The 21,346-nt window shown below is 71.8% G+C and carries 22 protein-coding genes; 7 read left to right on the forward strand and 15 right to left on the reverse strand.

Annotated features, from left to right (window positions below; genetic code table 11):
* The first annotated feature begins 18 nt into the window (after positions 1-18).
* A complete protein-coding gene (locus OG272_RS12000; protein ID WP_405893250.1) occupies positions 19-297 on the forward strand; it encodes an SDR family NAD(P)-dependent oxidoreductase in 279 nt (92 codons plus the stop codon).
* A 174-nt stretch (positions 298-471) separates the two neighbouring features.
* The gene (locus OG272_RS12005) at positions 472-885 is read left to right on the forward strand and encodes a RidA family protein (protein WP_326583556.1); all 414 of its coding nucleotides are present in this window, start codon (positions 472-474) and stop codon (positions 883-885) included.
* Positions 886-1,001: 116 nt separating this feature from the next.
* Here OG272_RS12005 and OG272_RS12010 read toward each other — a convergent pair whose 3' ends face one another.
* Both OG272_RS12010 and OG272_RS12015 read right to left on the reverse strand, forming a co-directional pair.
* The gene (locus OG272_RS12010; protein WP_405893253.1) at positions 1,002-1,751 is read right to left on the reverse strand and encodes an aspartate/glutamate racemase family protein; all 750 of its coding nucleotides are present in this window, start codon (positions 1,749-1,751) and stop codon (positions 1,002-1,004) included.
* 2 nt (positions 1,752-1,753) lie between these two features.
* The gene (locus tag OG272_RS12015) at positions 1,754-3,262 is read right to left on the reverse strand and encodes an NCS1 family nucleobase:cation symporter-1 (RefSeq protein ID WP_328222770.1); all 1,509 of its coding nucleotides are present in this window, start codon (positions 3,260-3,262) and stop codon (positions 1,754-1,756) included.
* Positions 3,263-3,456: 194 nt separating this feature from the next.
* Here OG272_RS12015 and OG272_RS12020 point away from each other — a divergent pair, with 194 nt between their 5' ends.
* Positions 3,457-4,170 (forward strand): GntR family transcriptional regulator, encoded by a 714-nt coding sequence (locus OG272_RS12020; RefSeq protein ID WP_326583553.1) that lies wholly within the window; start codon positions 3,457-3,459, stop codon positions 4,168-4,170.
* A 542-nt stretch (positions 4,171-4,712) separates the two neighbouring features.
* Here OG272_RS12020 and pip read toward each other — a convergent pair.
* Together pip and OG272_RS12030 are read right to left on the reverse strand one after the other, a co-directional pair.
* On the reverse strand, positions 4,713-5,675 hold the full coding sequence (pip, locus tag OG272_RS12025; RefSeq protein ID WP_328222771.1) for a prolyl aminopeptidase: 963 nt from the start codon (positions 5,673-5,675) through the stop codon (positions 4,713-4,715).
* Positions 5,676-5,750: 75 nt separating this feature from the next.
* A complete protein-coding gene (locus OG272_RS12030; protein ID WP_405893255.1) occupies positions 5,751-6,479 on the reverse strand; it encodes a uracil-DNA glycosylase in 729 nt (242 codons plus the stop codon).
* A gap of 64 nt (positions 6,480-6,543) precedes the next feature.
* On the opposite strand from OG272_RS12030, the gene OG272_RS12035 reads away from it, so the two are divergent.
* Complete coding sequence (locus tag OG272_RS12035; protein ID WP_327730229.1) at positions 6,544-7,056, forward strand: RNA-binding S4 domain-containing protein; 513 nt, start codon at positions 6,544-6,546, stop codon at positions 7,054-7,056.
* 100 nt (positions 7,057-7,156) lie between these two features.
* Here the strand turns inward: OG272_RS12035 and OG272_RS12040 are convergent, their stop codons facing one another.
* The 3 genes from OG272_RS12040 to OG272_RS12050 form a co-directional block, all read right to left on the reverse strand.
* The gene (locus OG272_RS12040) at positions 7,157-7,624 is read right to left on the reverse strand and encodes a DoxX family protein (RefSeq protein WP_327730228.1); all 468 of its coding nucleotides are present in this window, start codon (positions 7,622-7,624) and stop codon (positions 7,157-7,159) included.
* Between the two features lie 132 nt (positions 7,625-7,756).
* On the reverse strand, positions 7,757-8,437 hold the full coding sequence (locus OG272_RS12045; RefSeq protein WP_326583548.1) for a methyltransferase domain-containing protein: 681 nt from the start codon (positions 8,435-8,437) through the stop codon (positions 7,757-7,759).
* Positions 8,438-8,567: 130 nt separating this feature from the next.
* Entirely contained in the window at positions 8,568-9,557 is a 990-nt protein-coding gene (locus OG272_RS12050; RefSeq protein WP_327730227.1) for an acyltransferase domain-containing protein, read from the reverse strand.
* A gap of 92 nt (positions 9,558-9,649) precedes the next feature.
* Here OG272_RS12050 and OG272_RS12055 point away from each other — a divergent pair, with 92 nt between their 5' ends.
* Positions 9,650-9,916, forward strand: a complete 267-nt coding sequence (locus OG272_RS12055; RefSeq protein WP_327730226.1) for a DUF6343 family protein — start codon at positions 9,650-9,652, stop codon at positions 9,914-9,916.
* Positions 9,917-9,938: 22 nt separating this feature from the next.
* Here OG272_RS12055 and OG272_RS12060 read toward each other — a convergent pair whose 3' ends face one another.
* From OG272_RS12060 to rpsA, 5 genes are all read right to left on the reverse strand, one after another.
* Positions 9,939-10,319 (reverse strand): tetratricopeptide repeat protein, encoded by a 381-nt coding sequence (locus tag OG272_RS12060; RefSeq protein ID WP_086747400.1) that lies wholly within the window; start codon positions 10,317-10,319, stop codon positions 9,939-9,941.
* A gap of 49 nt (positions 10,320-10,368) precedes the next feature.
* On the reverse strand, positions 10,369-10,998 hold the full coding sequence (gene coaE, locus OG272_RS12065) for a dephospho-CoA kinase (RefSeq protein ID WP_326583545.1): 630 nt from the start codon (positions 10,996-10,998) through the stop codon (positions 10,369-10,371).
* Positions 10,999-11,124: 126 nt separating this feature from the next.
* Positions 11,125-12,063 carry a PAC2 family protein gene (locus OG272_RS12070; RefSeq protein ID WP_327730224.1) on the reverse strand — a complete coding sequence of 313 codons (939 nt, stop codon included), beginning with the start codon at positions 12,061-12,063 and terminating at the stop codon, positions 11,125-11,127.
* Between the two features lie 233 nt (positions 12,064-12,296).
* Complete coding sequence (locus OG272_RS12075; RefSeq protein WP_405893259.1) at positions 12,297-12,440, reverse strand: hypothetical protein; 144 nt, start codon at positions 12,438-12,440, stop codon at positions 12,297-12,299.
* Positions 12,441-12,596: 156 nt separating this feature from the next.
* Positions 12,597-14,099, reverse strand: a complete 1,503-nt coding sequence (rpsA, locus tag OG272_RS12080; RefSeq protein ID WP_326583542.1) for a 30S ribosomal protein S1 — start codon at positions 14,097-14,099, stop codon at positions 12,597-12,599.
* A 317-nt stretch (positions 14,100-14,416) separates the two neighbouring features.
* Here rpsA and OG272_RS12085 point away from each other — a divergent pair, with 317 nt between their 5' ends.
* Positions 14,417-15,334, forward strand: a complete 918-nt coding sequence (locus OG272_RS12085; RefSeq protein ID WP_326585867.1) for a class I SAM-dependent methyltransferase — start codon at positions 14,417-14,419, stop codon at positions 15,332-15,334.
* 121 nt (positions 15,335-15,455) lie between these two features.
* A complete protein-coding gene (locus OG272_RS12090) occupies positions 15,456-18,107 on the forward strand; it encodes an ATP-dependent helicase C-terminal domain-containing protein (protein ID WP_327730223.1) in 2,652 nt (883 codons plus the stop codon).
* A gap of 25 nt (positions 18,108-18,132) precedes the next feature.
* Here OG272_RS12090 and OG272_RS12095 read toward each other — a convergent pair whose 3' ends face one another.
* The 3 genes from OG272_RS12095 to OG272_RS12105 form a co-directional block, all read right to left on the reverse strand.
* Positions 18,133-19,125 (reverse strand): DUF3068 domain-containing protein, encoded by a 993-nt coding sequence (locus tag OG272_RS12095; RefSeq protein ID WP_328222774.1) that lies wholly within the window; start codon positions 19,123-19,125, stop codon positions 18,133-18,135.
* Positions 19,126-19,146: 21 nt separating this feature from the next.
* The gene (locus OG272_RS12100; protein WP_326583539.1) at positions 19,147-19,281 is read right to left on the reverse strand and encodes an SPW_0924 family protein; all 135 of its coding nucleotides are present in this window, start codon (positions 19,279-19,281) and stop codon (positions 19,147-19,149) included.
* Between the two features lie 167 nt (positions 19,282-19,448).
* Positions 19,449-21,239 (reverse strand): lytic transglycosylase domain-containing protein, encoded by a 1,791-nt coding sequence (locus tag OG272_RS12105; RefSeq protein ID WP_405893260.1) that lies wholly within the window; start codon positions 21,237-21,239, stop codon positions 19,449-19,451.
* Positions 21,240-21,346: the final 107 nt, after the last annotated feature.

Genomic DNA, 21,346 nt, shown 5'->3' on the forward strand with positions numbered 1-21,346 from the left:
CAGGAGCGGGAGGTCGTGATGGGACGTCTGAGCGAGCGGGTGGCCATCGTCACCGGCGGGGTCGGAGGGATCGGGTCCGTGGTGGCCCGGCTCCTCGCGGCCGAAGAGGCCGCCGTGATGGTCGCCGACGTCCGTGACGCCGAGGGGGCGGAACTGGCGGCGGAGCTCGGCGGGCGATCGCGCTACCTGCCCCTGGACGTCACCGGCGAGGACGGCTGGCAGCGGACGGTGGCAGAGGTGGAACGGGATCTGGGCCCGGCGTCGGTGCTGGTGAACAACGCCGGGATCGCCGAATGAGGCTCGATGGAGGCAAGCGCGTGATCAAGGAGTGGGTCCGCCTCTCCGGTGAAGCGGACGTTCCAGTGGGATCGTTCTCGGCGCGTGCGGCGTGGTGCGCCGCCCCGAATCTCGGATGCGGTCGGAGCGGAGAACCCGCATGATCGACAGGTTGTCCTTCTACCGGGAGCAATCATGATCCAGCGCACCACGGTCCCCAGCCTTTTCACGCCACCCGTCTACGCGCACGCGTCCGTCGTCGAGGCCGGGACGAAGCTCGCCTTCCTCGCCGGTTCCGTCCCGCTGGACGCCGACGGGAAGCTGGTCGGGGAGGGCGATCCGGTACGGCAGGCCGAGCAGGTGCTGGCCAATCTCGGGGAGCAGCTGCGGGCGGTGGGCAGCGACTTCGAGCATGTCGCCTACACGGACGTATACGTCGTGAGCAGCGAGCCGGCCGTCCTCTCCGCCGTCTGGGACGTCGTCGAGGCCTCCGGCCTCAGCATCGGCCCCCACTCGTCGACCCTGCTCGGCGTGGCCTGCCTCGGCTACACGGGCCAGCTGGTGGAGATCACGGCGACAGCGGTGGTCCCGGAGTCCCCGGTTCCGTAAGGGGCCCGGGAACCGCGCCCCAGCCACCGCGAGCCCGCAGCCGCAAGCCGCCGACACCGACGCTGACGCTGACACCGACGCCGACGCCGACGCCGACGACAAGGAGGCACCACCCCTTACGGCGCCTCCGTCCCCTCTATCCCCCACGCACCCGATCCCCCGGCCCCCCAGCTCCTCCTCTTGGGCAACGGCTTCGCATAACCCCCCGCCCGGCTGGTCGTCAGCCCCAACGCCACCAGCGACTCCGCGAGTTTCACGGCCGCCCCCACCCCGTCGACGACCGGCACCCCCAGCTTCTCCCCCACCGTCCGCTGCAGCCCGGTCATCCCGGCGCACCCCAGGATCAGCACCTCGGCCCCGGCGTCCCGGGCCCGTTGCCCGGCGGTGAGGAAGGCGCGGGTGGTGCGGTCGGCGTCGGCGAGGTCGAGGACACCGAGCCCGGTGCCGACGATCGCCGCGCAGTTGCGGCCGACACCGGCGGCGTCCAGGCTGTCCTCGATCTGCCCGCAGGAGCGTGCGAGCGTGGTGACGACGCCGTAGCGCCGTCCGAGCAGACAGGCGAGGTGGGCGGCGGCCTCGGTGATGTCGACGACGGGGACGTCCACCAGTTCGCGCGCGCCCTCGCGCCCGTGCTCGCCGAACCCGGCCATGACGACGGCGTCGTACGGCTCCTCGTAGGTCCGCAGGGTGTCGAGGACGGCGGCGGCGGACAGGTAGCTGTCGAGCCAGCCCTCCGCGGACTCGGGCCCCCAGGCGGGGGTCAGTCCGGTCACGGTGGTGCCCGGGCCTGCGGCGGCCCGGGCACCTCGCACGATCTCCTCGGTCATTCCCTGCGTCGTGTTGCAGTTCGTGACGACGATGCGCACGCTCAGCCCTCCACGGCCGCGGACCCGACAGCGCCGCCCGCACCGGCCGGCTCGGCAGCCGCGGGCTCCACCGCGGCCCGCTCGTCCCGGCACAGCACGGCGTACAGTCCGGCGGCCAGCGCCGTACCGATGAACCAGGAGTACGGCGCGACCGCGCTGAAGGTCGTGACCAGGGCGAGGACCGCCGAGACCGCGGCGGCCGGCAGGAACGCCCACAGGGCCTTGGGGTTGACACCCTTGCGGTAGTAGTAGCGGGAGCCGGGCTCGGCGTTGAAGAGTTCGTCGACGTCGATCCGGCCGCGCTTGACCCAGAAGTAGTCGAGCATGATCACGCCGAACAGCGGTCCGAGGAAGGCGCCCAGGCCGCCGAGGAAGTACTGCACGACCGTGGGGTTGGAGAAGAGGTTCCACGGGGTCACGACCAGCGCCGCGACCGTGCTGATCATGCCGCCGACCTTGAAGGTGATCTTCTGCGGCCAGACGTTGGCGAGGTCGTACGCCGGGGAGACGAAGTTGGCGACGATGTTGACGCCCATGGTGGCGATGGCGAAGGTCAGGGCGCCCAGGACGAGGATCCAGGTGTTGCCGATCTCGGCGACGAGGTGGGCCGGGTCGGTGATGGCCTTGCCGAAGACCTCGATCGATCCCGCTGTGACGATGACGGACACCACCACGAAGGCGGTCGAGTTGATGGGCAGGCCCCAGAAGTTGCCTCGCTTGACCGTCCGGTAGTCCGGCGCGAAGCGGGAGAAGTCGCAGAAGTTGAGCATCAGCGTGCCGTAGGTGGCGAGGACCAGCCCGATCGCGCCGAACCACTGCCGCCACTGCTCGCCGACGGAGACCGGGTTCGGGGTCGAGGTGAGGGAGATGGTCCAGCCGGCCTTGGCGAGGATCCAGACGGCCAACGCGATCATGACGAGCCAGATGGCGGGACCGCAGAAGTCCTGGAACTTGCGGACCGACTCCATGCCCTGGCTGATGATCAGCGCCTGGACGAGCCAGAGGGCGACGAAGGTGATCCAGCCGAGCTGGTGCAGGCCGAGGAAGGAGTTGTGGGTCCAGGACTCCAGGCCCGGCCAGGCGGCCAGCAGCATGATGTTGACCGCGACGGACGCGAGGTAGGTCTGGATGCCGTACCACATGATGGCGATCACGGCCCGGATGAGGGCCGGGATGTTGGCGCCCCAGACGCCGAAGCTGATGCGGCTGACGACGGGGAAGGGCACGCCGTGGCGCTGCCCGATCTTCCCCATCCAGTTCATGCCGATGTAGATGATCACGAAGCCGACGAGCAGCGATGTGAACACCTGCCAGACGTTCATGCCGAGGACGAGCAGGCCCGCGGCGAACGTGTAGTTGCCGAGGTTGTGGACGTCGGACATCCACAGGGCGAAGAGGTCGAAGACCTTCCAGTTCCGCTTCTCGGCGGGGGCGAGGTCTTCGTTGGTGAGGCGGGGGTCGGGGACGAACGCTGTGGTGCCGGTGGCTTCGACACTGTCGGCGAGGGACACGGGGCCTCCAGGAGCGAGAGGAGACGAGGGTAGGTGGAGGGGACGGGTGCGGGACCGGCGTGGGGGACCAGGAGGGCACCTCGGGTTGTTTGGTATACCAAACTGCGCTCATACTCCTCCCGTCAACCGTTCGGACCGATGTCGCCGTGGTTAACGCCCCGTAAAACACCCTCCGAGTCGGCGAAGATTGCTCCATGAGCTCTCTTGCTCCGGAAGGAGCGAAGATCGAACCCCTCGGGGCGGTGCGCGAGCGCGTCCTGGGCACCCTGCGGCAGGACATCATCGCGGGACGCCTCCGCCCGGGCGACCGGCTGGTGGAGCGTGAGCTGGCCGACCGCTTCGGGGTCTCCCGGGTCCCGGTCCGTGAGGCGATCCGCGCACTGGTCGCCGAGGGTTTCGTCCTCTTCGAGACCCCGCGCCGCACGGTCGTCCGCCGTCTCACCCCGGCGGACGTGGCGGAACTCTTCGAACTGCGCGAGGCGCTGGAGGTGTATGCCGCAGGCCTCGCCGCCTCCCGCGCCACCCCGGAATCCCTCGCGGAGCTGTCGGCCCTGCTCGACCGGGCGGCGGAGGCGACCCGCGCCGGGGACGCCGAGACGATCACCGACGTCAACACCCGTTTCCACGACCGCATCCTCGCCCTGGCCGGCAACAGCCTGCTCATCTCCGTCATGGAGCCGGTCGACGGCCGCCTGCGCTGGCTGACCCGCCAGAACACCGAATGGCCCCAACTCCTCACCGAGCACCGTGAGTTGTTCGACGCCATCGCCTCCGGCGACCCCGACCGCGCCCGCGCGCACGCCCTCACCCACGTCCGCACCAACTACCGGTCGACCGTGCGGCACCTGTTCGGCGAGGACAGCGCCATCGGCACCTACGGCGAAGGAGGCACGGGCGGCGGGCCGTAACTCCGGTGCCCCGTGAGCACCGCTCCACCTGCACTCTGCCGACCGTCGGCCCGGGTGTGCGCCAGAGCGGTCAGGAAGTGGGCACGGTCAGCAGACGTGGGCGATTGAGCGGGGACCGCAAGCGTGGGCGTCGACGCACTCAAGGCAGCGGCGCGGAGCCCGGACAGTGGCCCGTGGGCAGCGGCGCGGAGCGCGGGCAGCGGCGCGCGGGCAGCGGCGCGGCGCGGCGCGCGGGCAGTGGCGCGGCGGACCCCCCGCTGGACACTCCGTAACCCCCGTCACGGCACCGCACGTGGCGGACGCCGAGCGGATCGCGGGCGACTACGACGGCCGCACACCCGACAGCACCGGGCACATCGCGATGGTCGGGCAGGTCAGGAGGCTGGGGACACCGTGACCGGGGTGAAGAGCGGGGGCGACGCGGTACGCCGTCGAGGTCGTCGCCATGGCCCCGCCCCGCATGGCCCCTCTCGACGGGCCACGCCGTCTGCCCCCGGATACCGGACGCGCGTTCGGGACCGCCCCCGGCGTCCTCGCGTCCCTCAGCCCTTGGCGTACTTGTCCGTCGCCTCCACCAGCGCCGCCGCCAGGTCCGGCGCGCCCGCGTTGTGTCCCACGTCGTCGATGAGGACCAACTCGCTGCCGGGCCAGGCGTGGTGGAGGCGCCAGACGATGCCGAGGAGGTTGCCGGGGTCGAGGCTGCCCTGGACGAGGGTGCCCGGGATCCCGTTGAGCCGGGACGCGTCGCGCAGGACGGCTCCGTCGTCGCCGCCCTCGCCGAAGAAGTGGCCGTTGCCCCAGTAGTGGGTGACCGTGCGGGCGAAGGAGTAGCGGAAGACCGGGTCCTCGTAGCGTGGCACGGAGCGGGGCGGCTGCGCCGCGATGGCCGTCTCCCAGTCGGTCCAGGCGCGCGCCGCCCGGGCCCGTACCGCCGCGTCGGGCGACTCGAGCAGCCGGTTGTACGCGGCCGGCAGGTTCCCGTCCCGCTCGTCCTCGGGCAGCTCGGCCAGGAACCGTTCGAAGGCCTCCGGGAAGAACTGTCCGAGTCCCCTGGTCAGCAGGGCGACTTCGGCGTCGGACCCCGTGGCGACCCCCGTGAGGACCAGCTCCGTCACGGACTCCGGATGCGTCTGCGCGTACCGCAGGCCGAGCGCCGACCCCCACGACACGCCCCACACCAGCCACCGGACGATCCCCAGGTGCCGCCGCAACAGCTCCAGATCGGCGATCAGACGATCCGTCGTGTTGACGCTCATGTCGGTCTCGTACGCGCTCGCCGACGGCGTCGAACGTCCGCATCCGCGCTGGTCGAACAGGACGATCCGGTACGCCTCGGGGTCGAAGAGCCGGCGGAACCAGGCGTTCGCCCGGGACCCCGGCCCGCCGTGCAGCATGACAGCGGGCTTGCCCCGCGGATTCCCGCAGACCTCCCAGTACACGCGGTTGCCGTCCCCGACGTCGAGCATGCCGTGGTCGTACGGTTCGATCTCCGGGTAGAGGGGCATTGTGCGACCCTAACCGGCGTCCGACGGCTCGGCACCCGGCTTTGCGTCGGCCCGACCGCTCCCGGACCGCCCCGGCTACGGCGTGACGCCCAGCCCCGCCGACTTCCCCGCCGTACGCAGGACCTCGCGCAGCATGGCGGGGGTCAGCCGACCGGTGAAGGTGTTGCGCTGGCTCACGTGGAAGCAGCCGAAGAGGTCGAGCCCGTCGAGCGGCACGTGGGTGCCGTGGCCGAAGACGGGCCGGGGCCGGGGCACGTCCCACCCGGCCTCGGTGAGCGCGGGCAGCACGGCCTGCCAGCCGAAGGCCCCGAGCACGACCACCGCCCGCAGCGTCGGCCGCAGCAGCTCCAACTCCCGGACCAGCCACGGCCGGCAGGTGTTCCGCTCCTCGGGCGTCGGCTTGTTCGCGGGCGGCGCGCAGTGCACGGGTGAGGTGATCCGTACGCCGTACAGCTCCAGTCCGTCGTCCACGGCGACGGCCGTGCCGCGCGAGGCCAGCCCCACGTCGTGCAGCGCCGCGTACAGCACGTCGCCCGAGCGGTCGCCGGTGAACATCCGCCCCGTCCGGTTCGCCCCGTGCGCGGCGGGGGCGAGCCCGACGATCAGCAGCGCGGCGTCGGGCGGCCCGAAGCCCGGTACCGGCCGCCCCCAGTACTCCTCGTCGGCGAACGCGGCCCGCCTGGTGCGCGCCACCTCTTCCCGCCATTCGACCAGCCGGGGACAGGCCCGGCACCCGGTGATCCGCGCATCGAGCGCGGCCAGCCCCGTGGCCTCGCCACCACCACCACCGCTGCCACCGTCCATGGCTCCACGGTACGTCCGGTGATCGCCTCCCCTGTGCGGCCCGGCCGGGAGCTAAGGTCGAGGCATGGCTTCTGAACGTACGGAGGAGCGGACGGGCGGTCCGGAGACCACGCAGCGTGGCTCCGACGGCTCGGCGGCGGCGTCCGCCGAGGCCGCCCGGCCGGCGAACGGCGAGACCGTGCGCATCGACAGCTGGGTCTGGTCCGTCCGCCTGGTCAAGACCCGCTCGATGGCCGCCACCGCCTGCCGGGGCGGCCATGTCCGCGTCAACGGGGAACGCGTCAAGCCCGCGTACGCGGTGCGCGTCGGCGACGAGGTACGGCTCCGCCAGGCCGGGGGCCACGAGCGGGTCGTCGTCGTCAAGCGTCTGATCCGCAAGCGGGTCGGCGCACCCGTCGCCGCCGAGTGCTACGTCGACAACTCCCCGCCGCCCCCGCCCCGCGAGGCCACCGCCCCCGCAGGCATCCGCGACCGAGGCACCGGCCGACCCACCAAACGCGACCGCCGCGATCTGGAACGCCTCCGGGGCCTGGCCGAGGCCGCGAACGCCGAGCGCCATCGCCGCGAGCCCGGGTAGGCGCGCCGACCGGCCGAGGACATCGCCGAGGGGCTTCCCGGTGGTCGTCGGGAAGCCCCTCGGCGATGCCCGCCCGCCCGCGCGAGCGTGGCCGCAGCCGTCACGCCCCCCGTCGCACCCATCGCCTCAGCCCGGCCACGTCCTGGCGCCGTACCCAGGCGATCAGGGCGAGCGGAACGATCAGGATGAGCGGTGTCGCCGCGTACTCCCCGTCGAAGGCGGTGATCTGCGTGATGAACGCCCCCACCATCAGCGCGCCCAGCGACACCGCCGCGACCGGGGCCAGCGCGGGGATCAACAGGCCGATGGCACCGGCCAGTTCGAGCGCACCGATGGTGTACATCCCCGCGCTGCCCCAGCCGAGCGTGTCGAAGGACTCCACGGCCGACGGGTGCGCGATCAGCTTGGGCAGCGCGCTCGCGAACGCGTAGAACAGCGCGAGCACGATCTGCAGCGCGCGCAGCGAGATCCGTGCGCCCTTGCTGCGAGGGGTGTCCTTCGTACCGGCGGCCGAAGTGGTGACGGCCGTGACGGGAGCGGAGGTGACGGGAGCGGTGGTCTCGGACATGGGTTCTCCTGTGCGAAGCGGTTCCGTGGTGCTGTCGCAGAGGTAGACCGGGGCACTCCCCCGAACTCATCGCCGCCCGCCGAACATTCACGCCGGGATCCCCGGCTCCCCCCGCGCCCCGCCGTCAGCCGCTCATCCCGCCGGCACCACCTTCACCCACACCCGGTCCTCCGTCAGATACCGGTCCACCCTCAGCCCCGCCTCCCCCAGCGCCTCCTCGAACTGCTCCTTGGTCAGCGGTCGCGCCCGGAACGTCTGGGTCCATTCGCCGTCCGGGAAGAAGTACTCCACGAACACCGAGTTGACCCCGTCCCCGACCGGTTCGGCCGAGGCCACGCGGATGGTGAAACCTCGGGGGTCGACCCGCTCCCGGGGCACGTTCGTGTGGTAGTCCTCACCCTCGCGCTGGATCAGCACGAAGCCGTCGTCCGCGACATGCCGCAGACAGGTCGCGAGCATCCCGCGCCGCACCTCGGCGTCCCCGGTATGGACGAGGAACGACGCGAGCAGCACCACGTCGAACTTCTCGCCCAGGTCGAGCTCCTCGATCGGGGCGCATATCGTGCGGGCCCCCCGCACCCGTTCCAGCATCTCCGCCGACTCGTCGACGGCCGTGACGGTGAACCCCCGCTCGATCAGGGGGTGCGTCATACGGCCCACCCCGCTGCCCAGTTCGAGCATGCGCGCACCCGCGGGTGCCACGCCCGCGATCACCTCCGGCTCGTCCCCCACCGGCAGCCGCGCGTACAGCTCGACCGCGCAGCCGTCCGGGGTGATGGCGCCGGATCCGGTCCCCTCGTATCCCTCACGCATCTGAATGCTCATATCCGTCCAACGGCCGGGCGGACACGGGCCGTTCCTGTCACCCATCACTCGATGGGGTGAACATGACCGCCACTCCGCGCCACTCCGCGCCGGTCGCGCCGGTCGCGCCGGTCGCACCTCACCAGGGGAACCACCCGTGCCCGCTGTACCAGTGCCCACCCGCGCGCAGATGGTCGGCGACGGCCCGTTCCAGACGCGTGCCGCGCGGCAATGACTCCACCGGCAGGTCCGGGTCCCCGAACACGAAGCGGATCGGCAGGTCGTCCTCGGGTTCGCCGTTGCCGCGGGCGACCCGGAACCGGTCCTGGAACCGGACGATGTTGGAGTCCGCCGGCAGGTACCGCTTCAACTGCGGGTCGAGGAGCCAGGAGTGGCAGCAGCCCGCCGTGTAGCTCTCCTCGGGGAAGTGCCGCGCGAAGAAGGCGCGGGCCGACGCCAGCGACCGGTCACAGGCCTCCGGTGACAGGGGTCCGGCGTAGTCGGGTATGTGCAGGTCGAGGCACGGGTCCCCGGGCCGCAGCGCGAGGCCGGCCGCCGCCAGCGCGACACCCTCGCGTCCGCCCATCCGCGACCGCTGGTACTGGAGCCGGCCGAGCTGGAACAGCTCTCCGTGGAAGTGCAGCGAGAACCAGGTCGGCGCCATGAGCCCGCCCACGCCGTACCGCCGGCGGTGCAGCACCAGGCCGCGGCCGAGGTCCGCGAGGGTGCGCCGGGAGATGTCCTCGGGGATGCCGCGCTCGCGGTGGTACGCGCGCACGTACGGCAGGGCCGCGACGAGGACGTACACGTGGAAGTAGCGGCCGAGCGGCCCCGACTCCAGCGGGAGCGGCAGGAGCCTCAGCCCCTTGCCGATCTTCCCCATGTCCCGCACGAGACCGTCGACGCACCGCCCGAGCAGCCAGGCCGCGCCCTCGTCGGCCGTCAGCGCGCGGCTCAGCGCGACCAGGTCGTTGACGTCCTCGTACGGCACGGCGAGGTCCCCCAGCACAGCCGGCAACTCGTCGGCGTCCGGCAGCCGCGCCTCCGCTCCCGGGGCGCTCTCGCTCTCCTCCAGGCCCTTCAGCCAGTCGGCGAGCCTCTCCTCCGCCCGTACCGCGTCCAGCAGCACCGTCGCCTCCCCCTCGCACCCATCGGTCCCCTGGAGAACGCTCGGGACGGAGAGTACGTTTCCGAGTAGGACGACCAGGAAGCGGCGATCCGATGCGTACCGGCAGTGAACCGACGACAGCGCGCAGTCCCCTGCGGATGCGGCTCTGGCTGAGCGTCTGGGGCCTGATCTGGGCGATCGCCGGAACAGTGGCCTTCGCTTTCGCCGGCCGCCCGGGCTGGGCCGCCGCCTGCGGGGTGCTGTGGCTGATCGTCACCGTCGACCTGACGATGATCCTGCGCCACATCCGCCAGGGCCCGCACTACCAGCCGGGCCGCGACGTCCCGCCGTACCAACCGCCGAGGCACCACCATCCGTAGCGGCACGCGGCGCCCTTGTCCGTCAGGAGTCGAACCGTGCCGCTTCCAGGTACTGCGGGTTCGGGTCGAGGGCCGCGGCGAGCCGGAAGTGGCGTTTGGCCTGGTCGTCGCGGGCCTGGCGCTGATAGGTGCGGGCGAGGGCGAAGTGCGCGAACGCGTTGTCCGGCTCGCGCTCCAGGACGATGGTGAACTCCAGCTCGGCGGGCCGCAGTTGGGCTGCGGCGAAGAAGGCGCGGGCGCGCAGCAGCCGGGCTGCCGTGTTCTCGGGGTGCTCGGCTATGACTCGGTCGAGCAGCTTCACCGCGCCCCGCGGGTCTCGCGCGGCGAGCAGCTGCTCGGCGGCGCGGAAGTCGATGACGTGCGTCTCCGGAGTGCGTCCGGTGGAACCGCTGGTCTCGGGCACGGCTGAGTCCTTCCCTCGCTGCGACGGTTCAACGCCCCCCGAGCCCCCGCTATTCCTGCGCGTGTTCGGATCCCGCCCGGGCCGCGTGGGCCCGACGCACGAGGTCCGCCCATACCTCCCGGACCCGTCGCCGCAGGTCGTCCAGGGGTACGTCGTTGTCGATGACGATGTCCGCGATCTCCAGCCGCTTCTCGCGGGTCGCCTGGGCGGCCATGCGCGCGCGTGCGTCCTCTTCGGTCATGCCACGCAGCCGGACGAGGCGGTCGAGCTGGGTGTCGGGGGACGCGTCCACGACGACGACCAGGTCGTACAGCGGGGCGAGGCCGTTCTCGGTGAGCAGGGGGACGTCGTGGACGACGACGGAGTCCTCGGCGGCGGATTTCTCCAGCTCTCCGGAGCGGGCGCCCACCAGGGGGTGCACGATCGCGTTCAGCGCGGCGAGCTTCTCCGGGTCCGCGAACACGATGGAGCCCAGCTTGGGGCGGTCCAGGCCGCCGTCCGGCGCGAGCACGCCCTCGCCGAAGGTCTCGACGACCGCCGCGAGCCCGGGCGTGCCCGGTGCGACGACCTCGCGCGCGATGCGGTCCGCGTCGATCAGCACGGCGCCGCACTCCACGAGCAGCCGCGACACCTCGCTCTTGCCGGCGCCGATACCGCCGGTGAGACCCACTTTCAGCATGCCCGGCAGCTTAGGCCCTGCCGCTGACAGAGCTGTGGGAGACCCTGGTTTCCGAGCCTGTGACAGCTCGGAGAGCAAGGCCTCCCACAGCCCCGGAGACGACTCCGGAAGCGGGCTCGGGAGGGCTCAGCCCTCGCCTTCCCGCTCGGCCAGGAACTTCTCGAACTCGCGCCCGATCTCGTCGGCGGAGGGGATGTCGACGGGCTCGGCGAGCATGTTGCCCCGCGTCTCCGCGCCCGCGGCGGCGTCGTACTGGTGCTCCAGGCCCTGCACGAGGGCGACCAGTTCCTCGTCGCCCTCACGGATCTGCCGGTCGATCTCCGTCTGCGTGCGGTGCGCCTCCGTGCGCAGGGCGTGGGCGACGGAGGGCAGCACCAGGCCGGTGGCGGCCGTGACGGCCTCCAGGACGGTCAGGGCGGCGTCCGGGTAGGGCGAGCGGGCGATGTAGTGCGGCACGTGCGCGGCGACGCCCAGCACGTCGTGTCCGGCCTCCGTGAGGCGGTACTCCACGAGGGACTCGGCGCTGCCGGGCACCTGTGCCTCCTCGAAGGGGCTGCGGTGACCGGGGACCAGTTCGGCCCGGTTGCCGTGCGGGGTGAGGCCGACCGGGCGGGTGTGCGGCACACCCATGGGAATGCCGTGGAAGTTCACCGAGAGGCGTACGCCGAGCCGCTCCACGATCTGCTGGACGGCGGCCGCGAAGCGCTCCCACTCCACGTCCGGCTCGGGGCCCGACAGCAGCAGGAAGGGCGCTCCGGTGGCGTCCTGGACGAGCCGCACCTCCAGCGTCGGCTCCTCGTACTCGCTCCAGCGGTCGCGCTTGAACGTCAGCAGCGGGCGGCGCGCCCGGTAGTCCACGAGCCGGTCGTGGTCGAAGCGGGCCACCACCTGGTGGGGCAGTGTGCCGAGGAGCCGTTCGACGATCTGGTCGCCCGTCTCACCCGCGTCGATGTATCCGTCGAAGTGGTAGAGCATGACAAGTCCCGCCGACTCCTGGGCGAGCGCCATGTCGACGACGGCCAGGCCCTTCGGCTCCCATGCGTACAGACTCTGCGGATCAAGCACTGTGACCGCTCCTCCTCGTGTTCCTCCTCCACAACGCGGGACGGGGGCCGGGCATTCCCGCGCACCGCCCCCCGAATGCCGTATGTGCCACTGAGCACCGCTCCACGCGCGCGTGGAGCGGTCTCACGGCCTTCCGGGCGGACTCGAACCGCCGGGACCGCCGGGACCGTCGGGACCGTCGGGGACGTCGGGACCGTCGGGGACGTCGTCGTGCCGGTCCCCGCCCTCGTGCGTCAGGGTGTCGCCCAGTCGTCCGAAGTCCTGGAGAGCTCGACGGGCCGTTCCCGGTCCTCGGCCGTCAACTCCGCGTCCGGAGCGCCCTTGTCGGTGGCCTCGGCGATCAACTCCGGGACACGGCCGTGGACATCGGCCTTCACGGTCCGGTACCGCACCGGTTTCGTCAGGCCGGTGACGCGTCGAGGAGGTACGCGTCGGCATCGGCGTTCCCCGGCCGCGCCCGGACGCACTTCGGGCCCGCATCCGAGGTGGATGCGGGCCCGAAGTGCTATCGGCTAAGCCTCAGCGGTGAGCGTTCAGCTCTGGCCGCCGGCCAGCTTCTCGCGCAGGGCAGCCAGGGCCTCGTCCGAAGCGAGGGCACCGGAGGTGTCCGCACCCTCGGAGGAGTACGAGCCGCCGCCACCGCCCGCGGCCGGAGCCGCACCCGCGGCGTCGCCGCCCTCGGCCGCGGCAGCGGCGTCGGCCTCGCGGGACTTGATGACCTGGGCCTGGTGCTGCTCGAAGCGCTGCTGCGCCTCGGCGTACTGGCCCTCCCAAGCCTCGCGCTGGGTCTCGTAGCCCTCGAGCCAGTCGTTGGTCTCGGGGTCGAAGCCCTCGGGGTAGATGTAGTTGCCCTGGTCGTCGTACGACGCGGCCATGCCGTACAGCGTCGGGTCGAACTCGACCGAGGCCGGGTCCGAACCGAAGGACTCGTTGGCCTGCTTCAGCGAGAGGCTGATGCGACGACGCTCGAGGTCGATGTCGATGACCTTGACGAAGATCTCGTCGTTGACCTGGACGACCTGCTCCGGGATCTCCACGTGGCGCTCGGCCAGCTCGGAGATGTGGACCAGACCCTCGATGCCCTCGTCCACGCGGACGAACGCACCGAACGGAACCAGCTTCGTGACCTTGCCGGGCACGACCTGGCCGATCTGGTGGGTCCGGGCGAACTGCTGCCACGGGTCTTCCTGGGTCGCCTTCAGCGACAGGGAGACACGCTCGCGGTCCATGTCGACGTCGAGGACCTCGACGGTGACTTCCTGGCCGACCTCGACAACCTCGGAGGGGTGGTCGATGTGCTTCCAGGAAAGCTCGGAGACGTGGACGAGACCGTCGACGCCACCGAGGTCCACGAACGCACCGAAGTTGACGATCGAGGAGACGACGCCGGAGCGGACCTGGCCCTTCTGCAGGGTCGTGAGGAAGGTCTGACGGACCTCGCTCTGGGTCTGCTCCAGCCAGGCGCGGCGGGACAGGACCACGTTGTTGCGGTTCTTGTCCAGCTCGATGATCTTGGCCTCGAGCTCCTTGCCCACGTAGGGCTGGAGGTCGCGGACACGGCGCATCTCGACGAGGGAAGCCGGCAGGAAGCCACGGAGGCCGATGTCGAGGATGAGACCACCCTTGACGACCTCGATGACGGTGCCGGTGACGATGCCGTCCTCTTCCTTGATCTTCTCGATGGTGCCCCAGGCGCGCTCGTACTGGGCGCGCTTCTTCGAGAGGATCAGGCGGCCTTCCTTGTCCTCCTTCTGGAGAACAAGGGCCTCGATCTCGTCGCCGACCTTGACGACCTCGTTCGGGTCGACGTCGTGCTTGATCGAGAGCTCGCGGCTCGGGATGACACCTTCGGTCTTGTAACCGATGTCGAGCAGGACCTCGTCCCGGTCGACCTTCACGATGACGCCGTCGACGATGTCGCCGTCGTTGAAGTACTTGATCGTCTCGTCGATCGCGGCGAGGAAAGCTTCCTCGTTACCGATGTCGTTGACCGCAACCTGCGGGGTGGTGGCGGTGGTCTCGGTGCTGCTCGTCATGTGGGAAAGGGCTCCGGTGCGGACATTGAAGTCGTAGGTACTGCTACGCCGGGAGCCGGTATCGCTCTGAAGAAGCCGGACAGCCAATGAAGCGCCACATGACATGAAGCCGGTGGCGCCTCGAAAACCGAGGGGACATACGACAGATGCGAGCGCAGCCTGCTACGTCTGAGGTGCGCAGGCCCGCAGCGCAACTTGTAGCATACGGGGGCAGCCAGGCAGGGTCAATGCGCGAAGGCGCACACCCGGGGCGGAACGCCGCATACCCGGCACAAAACCTGTCCCTTGAGGCCACGCAGGCCTGCGAGACCCCTTTCGTGACACCACCGGAGCGGGTCGCGCCACGCAGGTTACGGAAGAGTACGACGAGGGAGCCGATCATCCAAGAGTCCGAAGTACACGAAGCCGTCGAGGTCCACGGGGCCCCCGGTTCACCCGAGGCCGACGAAGCGGAGGCCACTCGGCGCGACGCCGGAGTGACGGAGAGTTCCCGGGCCAACCGGGGCTGGTGGGACCGCAACGCCGACGAGTACCAGATCGAGCACGGCACGTTCCTCGGCGACGACCGGTTCGTGTGGAGCCCGGAAGGGCTCGACGAGGTCGAGGCGGAGCTGCTGGGGCCGCCCGAGGAGCTGAAGGGCAAGGACGTCCTGGAGATCGGGGCCGGGGCCGCGCAGTGCTCGCGCTGGCTGACCGCCCAGGGTGCCCGTCCGGTCGCCCTGGACCTCTCCCACCGTCAGCTCCAGCACGCCCTGCGCATCGGCGGAGCGTTCCCCCTGGTGTGCGCCGACGCCGGCGACCTGCCCTTCGCGGACGGCTCCTTCGACCTGGCGTGCTCGGCGTACGGGGCGCTGCCCTTCGTCGCCGACCCCGTGCGGGTACTGCGGGAGGTCCGCCGCGTTCTGCGCCCCGGTGGCCGCTTCGTCTTCTCGGTGACCCATCCGATCCGCTGGGCCTTCCCCGACGAGCCCGGCCCGGAGGGTCTGTCCGTCTCCGGCTCCTACTTCGACCGGACGCCCTATGTGGAGCAGGACGAGGAGGGGCGGGCCGTGTACGTGGAGCACCACAGGACGATCGGCGACCGCGTCCGGGACGTCGTGGCGGCGGGCTTCCGGCTGGTCGACCTGGTCGAGCCGGAGTGGCCCGCCTGGAACAGCTCCGAGTGGGGCGGCTGGTCTCCGCTGCGCGGGAACCTGATCCCGGGCACGGCGATCTTCGTGTGCGAGCGGGACTGACACGACAGCGGGCCCGGCGGACGAGAAGAAGGACGACAAGGACGATAAGGAAGGCGACGAGGAGCAAGGAAGGGGCACGCGCGCGTAGAGGGTGTTTTCGGGGGCGTACGACACTGGGGGCGTGATCCGTTACGACGCCCTGGACGCGCTGCCCGTGCGCGATGCCCTGCCCGCTCTGGACGACGCCCTGGAGGGACACGGCACCGCCGTCCTCGTCGCGCCGCCAGGGACCGGCAAGACGACGCTGGTGCCGCTGGCCCTGGCGGGGCTGCTGGACGGCGGGCCGGTACGACGCGTGGTCGTCGCCGAGCCTCGGCGGATCGCGGCACGGGCGGCGGCGCGGCGGATGGCGTGGCTGCTGGGCGAGAAGGTCGGCGGGAGCGTCGGCTACACCGTGCGCGGCGAACGGGTCGTGGGCAGGCACGCGCGCGTGGAGGTCGTCACGACCGGTGTCCTGCTGCAACGGTTGCAGCGGGACCAGGAGTTGCCGGGCGTCGACGTCGTCGTGCTCGACGAGTGCCATGAACGGCATCTGGACGCGGACACGGTGGCGGCGTTCCTGCTCGACGTGCGTGCGGCGCTGCGGCCCGAGCTGCGGCTGGTGGCGGCGTCGGCGACGACGGACGCGGAGGGCTGGGCACGGCTGCTGGGCGGGGCGCCGGTGGTCGCGGCGGAGGGGGTGTCGTACCCCGTCGAAGTGGTGTGGGCGCCGCCGGTCCGTCCGGTGCGGCCGCCGCACGGGATGCGGGTGGACCCGGCGGCGCTGACGCATGTGGCGTCGGTGGTGCGGCGGGCGCTGGCCGAGCGGCAGGGGGACGTCCTCTGCTTCCTGCCGGGGGTGGGCGAGATCGCGCGCGTGGCCGGGCAGTTGGGCGGGCTGGGTGACCTGGACGTGCTGCAGGTGCACGGGCGGGCGCCGGCCGCCGTGCAGGACGCGGTGCTGGCGGGCGGGGAGCGGCGTCGGGTGGTGCTGGCGACGTCGGTGGCCGAGTCCTCGCTGACGGTGCCCGGGGTGCGGGTGGTCGTCGACTCCGGGCTCGCGCGGGAGCCCCGCGTCGACCACGCGCGGGGGCTCAGCGCGCTGACGACGGTACGGGCCTCGCAGGCGGCCGGGAGGCAACGGGCCGGGCGGGCCGGGCGGGAGGCCCCCGGCGCGGTCTACCGGTGCTGGGCGGAGGCCGAGGACGCCCGTCTGCCGCGTTTCCCCTCGCCGGAGATCAAGGTGGCCGACCTGACCGCGTTCGCCCTCCAGGCAGCGTGCTGGGGCGACCCGGACGCCTCCGGTCTCGCCCTCCTGGACCCTCCCCCGAGCGGGGCGATGGCGGCGGCCCGGAACGTCCTCTCCGCGATCGGCGCGGTCTCCCCCGCCGGGCACGCCACGGAACGCGGCGCCCGCATGTCCCGCCTCGGCCTCCACCCCCGGCTGGCCCGCGCCCTCCTGGACGCGACGCCGCTGGTGGGGGCCGAGCGCGCGGCCGAGGTCGTCGCGCTGCTGAGCGAGGAGCCCCCGCGGGAGTACGGCGACGACCTGGCCGCCGCGCTACGGACCGCCAGGCGCGGGGGCGACGCCTACGCGGCCCGCTGGCGCACCGAAGCCCGACGCCTGCGGTCCGCGTCGGCGCCCGCGCCTCCGGCGCGGCCCCTTCCCCACTCGGAACCCACCCATGACGCCTTCCCGGGCGAACCGAGCGCCGATGCTCCGTCGGGCCGGCGGAAGACCGACGAGCGGGGCGGTGGCGGGGGGTTCGGCGAGCGGTCCTCCGCCGAGGCGGCCGGGGCGGGTGCGTGGGCCGGTGCCGGGGATGAGCGGGTTGCCGGGGTCGTGGCGGCGTTGGCGTTTCCGGAGCGGGTGGCGCGGGCCGACAGGGGGGCGTATCTGATGGTGTCCGGGACCCGGGCCGAGGTGGGGGAAGGCTCCGGGTTGCGCGGGGTGCCCTGGATCGCCGTGGCTGTCGCCGACCGGGCGGTGGGGGCGGGGCACGCGCGCGTGCGGCTCGGGGTCGCCGTCGACGAGGGGGTCGCTCGGGAGGCGGCCGGGAACCTGTACAGCCGGGGCGAGGAGGTCGCGTGGCGGGACGGGGACGTCGTGGCGCGGCGGGTGGAGCGGCTGGGGGCCGTGGAGTTGGCGGTGCGGCCGTTGCGGGAGGCGGCGCCCGGGCTCGTACGGGAGGCGTTGCTGGAAGGGCTGCGGGTCGAGGGACTCGGGCTGTTGCGGTGGTCCGAGGATGCGGCGCGGTTGCGGCAGCGGCTCGCGTTCCTGCGGGAACAGCTCGGCTCGCCCTGGCCCGATGTGTCCGACAGTGCCCTGCACGCGCGCGTGGAGGAGTGGTTGGAGCCCGAGTTGAGCCGGGCCCGGCGGCGGGCCGACCTCGGGCGGATCGATGCCGGGGAGGGGCTCAGGCGGCTGTTGCCGTGGGCCGACGGGGACGCCGTACGGCTGGACGAGCTCGCGCCGGAGCGGATCGAGGTGCCGAGCGGGTCCCGGATCCGGGTCGACTACACGCGGCCCGAACAGCCGGTGCTGGCGGTGAAGTTGCAGGAGATGTTCGGGCTGCGGGAGTCGCCCGCGCTGGCCGGGGTGCCCGTGCTGGTGCATCTGCTGTCCCCCGCCGGGCGGCCCGCCGCCGTCACCGCCGATCTCGCCTCGTTCTGGAAGGACGGGTACAGGGCCGTACGGGCGGAGCTGCGCGGGCGGTATCCCCGGCATCCGTGGCCGGAGGACCCGGCGACGGCCGAGCCGACCCGGTACACGAACGCGCGGCTCAGGCGTTGACCGGCTCGGTACACGAACGCGCGGCTCAGGCGCTGACCGGCTCGGACGCCGGGGGCCTGCTGGACTCCGGTTCGCCGGGCCCGCGGCCGCGGGCCTCGACGTAGAGGGAGAGGGCGAGGAGCAGGATGCCCAGGCCGAGGAAGCCCCAGGGCAGGTAGGCGGTCATGAGGAGGACGAGGAGACGCTGGGACTCGACCAGGTCGACGGTGTGCTCGATGTAGTCCTCGCGCATCTTCACGTGGCCGGCGAAGGCGGTCACCTTCTCGCGGTCGCCCAGCAGCGTGCCGCCGCGGAGTTCCTCCTTGTGGATCTCCTCGCCGTAGACGGGGGCCCCGGTGACGGGCTCCACCCAGAACTTGCGGACCGTGGTGTACCAGCGGGTCGTGCCCGTCCCGGCGACCGTCTCCCGGGTGATGCCCTCGACGGGCATGGTCCGGGGGAAGGGCACCTCGGTCCACGGGATGGTCTGTTCGAAGTAGTAGACCTCGACGCCGCGGAAGTCCTGGGTGCCCTTGTAGTGGATGGGGGCGGTGATCCGGGCCTGGGCGTCGAAGTACTCGTAGTCCCTCTTCTCCGTGAGGAAGGGCCACTTGAATTCCAGCCCCTCCCGCTTCACGGGGTCGCCGTCGACCATCTCGCCCTTGGCGTGCACGGGTTCCTGGGTGTGGGCGTCGAAGATGTAGCGCTCGGGGATCCTGGAGACCATCTCGCCGTCGGGGCCCTGGACGTACGACAGGCCGTCCCAGACGACGACGTCCCGGTCGGTCCTCTTCTCGATGTCCTCGGAGGCCTCCACGTTGCCCTTGAGGGTCTGCACGATGGTGACCTTCGGGACCGTCCGCGCGGTCATCGTGCCGTAGTCGAGGAGGGTGGCGTCCTTCGCCTCCAGGACCATGTCCTGGTACTGGTTCGCCGGGATCTTGGCCTGGTTCGGGAAGACGTACCAGCGCAGCAGTGGGGACAGCGCGGTGAAGAACACGGCGAGCGCGAGCAGGATCAGTCCGGTCCTCCGGCGCATCTCGGCCTCCCTCCCTGGCGGCTATGGATGTGCGGGGACGGTCGTCAGCAACGGCTTCGGTGACGTCTCCCCCGTCGGTGAGCCCAGCGCCGTGATCGTGAACGCCAGGGCGAAGGCGAGGGCGAGACCGGTCGCGGCTGCGATCAGGACGCGCATACGGACCTCCCGACTACGGGCCTTCCGACAGGAACTGATAGTTCGTCAGGTCCGGCACCGTAGCAACGGCCGGGCGAGATGAGAACACGTCGCGCACACAACAACGGCGGCGCCCCTCTCGGAAGAGGAGCGCCGCCGTGGGCCGCAGTACGGACGGCCGGTGTCGGCTAGGACTCGCTGGGGCTCGGTGTCACCGGCTCGGTCGGCTCGGCCGTCTCGGCCGGCGCCTCCACCTTCAGTTCGAGGGTGAGGGTCGCGCCGCCCTCGGTCTCGACGCGGAGCAGGAACGTGCCGGTGGCGTCGTCCGAGAAGAGCTTCGGGAGCTTGAGGAGGCCGCCCGCGTCGGTCTCCAGGGCCAGGGTCCGGACGGGCTTGCCGTCGGCGCCCTTGAAGTAGGGGCCCTTGTCGTTCTCGGTGACGTCGAGGAGCGACTTGATGAGGGTCGCCTTGACCGCGACCTTGTCCGCGATCTCGCCCCGGTAGGTGGCCTTGACCTCGACCTGCTCGGCGAACTCCCCGTTCGGCACGCAGGTCAGCGCGGTGGTGCCGGTGCGGGCGAGGGCGTCGGCCTGACGGGCGGTGACGGTGACCTTGTGGTCGAGGGCGGCCACGGACCGGCCCACGACGGTGGCGCGGATGGTGACGGCACCGGTCTTCTCGCCGGCCACGAGCGCGGGGGCGGTGGCCTTGCCCGTGCTGTCGGTGATGATGGTCGCGAACTTCTCGCCACCGGCGAAGGCGGTGTCCGTGTCGCCGATGACGGAGAAGCGGACCCGGACCTTCGCCACGGCCTTGCCCGCCTTGGTCTCCGTGCGCGCGACGAGCTTGCCGGTGAAGGTGTCACCGGCCATGGCCGTCAGGTTCGAGGGGCCCGCGTTCTCCAGGTGGTGCACCGTGTCGGTGGGCGTGCCCGGCGTCGAGGGCGGGGGGGTGGTCGGCGGGGGCGGGGTGGTGCCGCCGCCCGGCTCGTTGGTGGGCGGCTTGTTCCCCTTCGGCGGCGTGGGCTTGGGACTCGGCGTGGAGCCATCGTTGCCGTTGCCCTTGCCGTTTCCGCCACCGCTGTTGCTGTTGCTGTTGCCGGTTCCTGTGCCGGTGCCGGTGCCGGTGCCGGTGCCGGTGCTGTTGCCGCCGCTCGGCGTCTCGGGCAGGGAGCCGGTGCCGTCCGGGATCTCGTGGGTGCCCTTGCGGTAGTGCTCCAGCCACGACATGACGGTGTTGTAGTACTCCGTCGAGTTGTTGTAACTGAGGATCGCGCTCCGCAGGTTCGCGCTGTTCGACAGGTCCCAGTCGAAACGGCACAGGTAGTTGCCGGCCGCGAGGGCTGCGTCGTAGATGTTGTTGGGGTCCTTGGCGCCGTCGTCGTTGCCGTCGCGGGCCGCCCACTCCCAGGTGGAGGGGATGAACTGCATGGGGCCGACCGCCCGGTCGTGCCTGCTGTCGCCGTCGTAGGCGCCGTTGTCGGTGTCGCTGATGTTCGCGAAGCCGTTGCCGTTGAGCTGGGGGCCGAGGATCTTGCCGATCGTCGTGCCCTCGGCGTCGACCCGGCCGCCGCGGGCCTGCCCGGACTCGACCTTGCCGATGGCGGCGAGGAGCTGCCAGGGCAGATTGCAGCCGGGCTTGGACTCGCGCAGGGACGCCTCGGCCTTCTTGTAGGCGTCGAGGACGGTCGCGGGTATGCCGCTCTCGGAGCCGCCGGTCGTGCCCGACGCGCCGCCCGGGCCCGTCGTCGGGGTGGGGCTGTCGAGGGGCGGAAGGTCGGTGTAGTACTGCGAGTTGCCCGAGGCGGTGTCGTCGGCCCGGGTGGTCATGTCCGGCGAGGGCGCGCCCGCGGTCTGTCTGCCCGCGCTGTCGGTGGTCACTCCCGGGGCCTGGGAGGCGGCCAGCGCCGCTACCGTGGCCGCGGCCAGGGCGGTCGTGGCCGCCCCCTTGCGGAGCCTCAAACCGAACTGCGCCGCCATTGAGTGAACCCCTCCCCGGTGGTCGAACGCGTTGGCGTTCATTCCGTTTACTGATGTGTCGGGCTTTTTCCGGTTTCGCAGGACCGGCTCTCCTGCCCAGGTACACC

This window comes from Streptomyces sp. NBC_00104, assembly GCF_045160825.1.
Classification (GTDB): Bacteria; Actinomycetota; Actinomycetes; order Streptomycetales; family Streptomycetaceae; genus Streptomyces.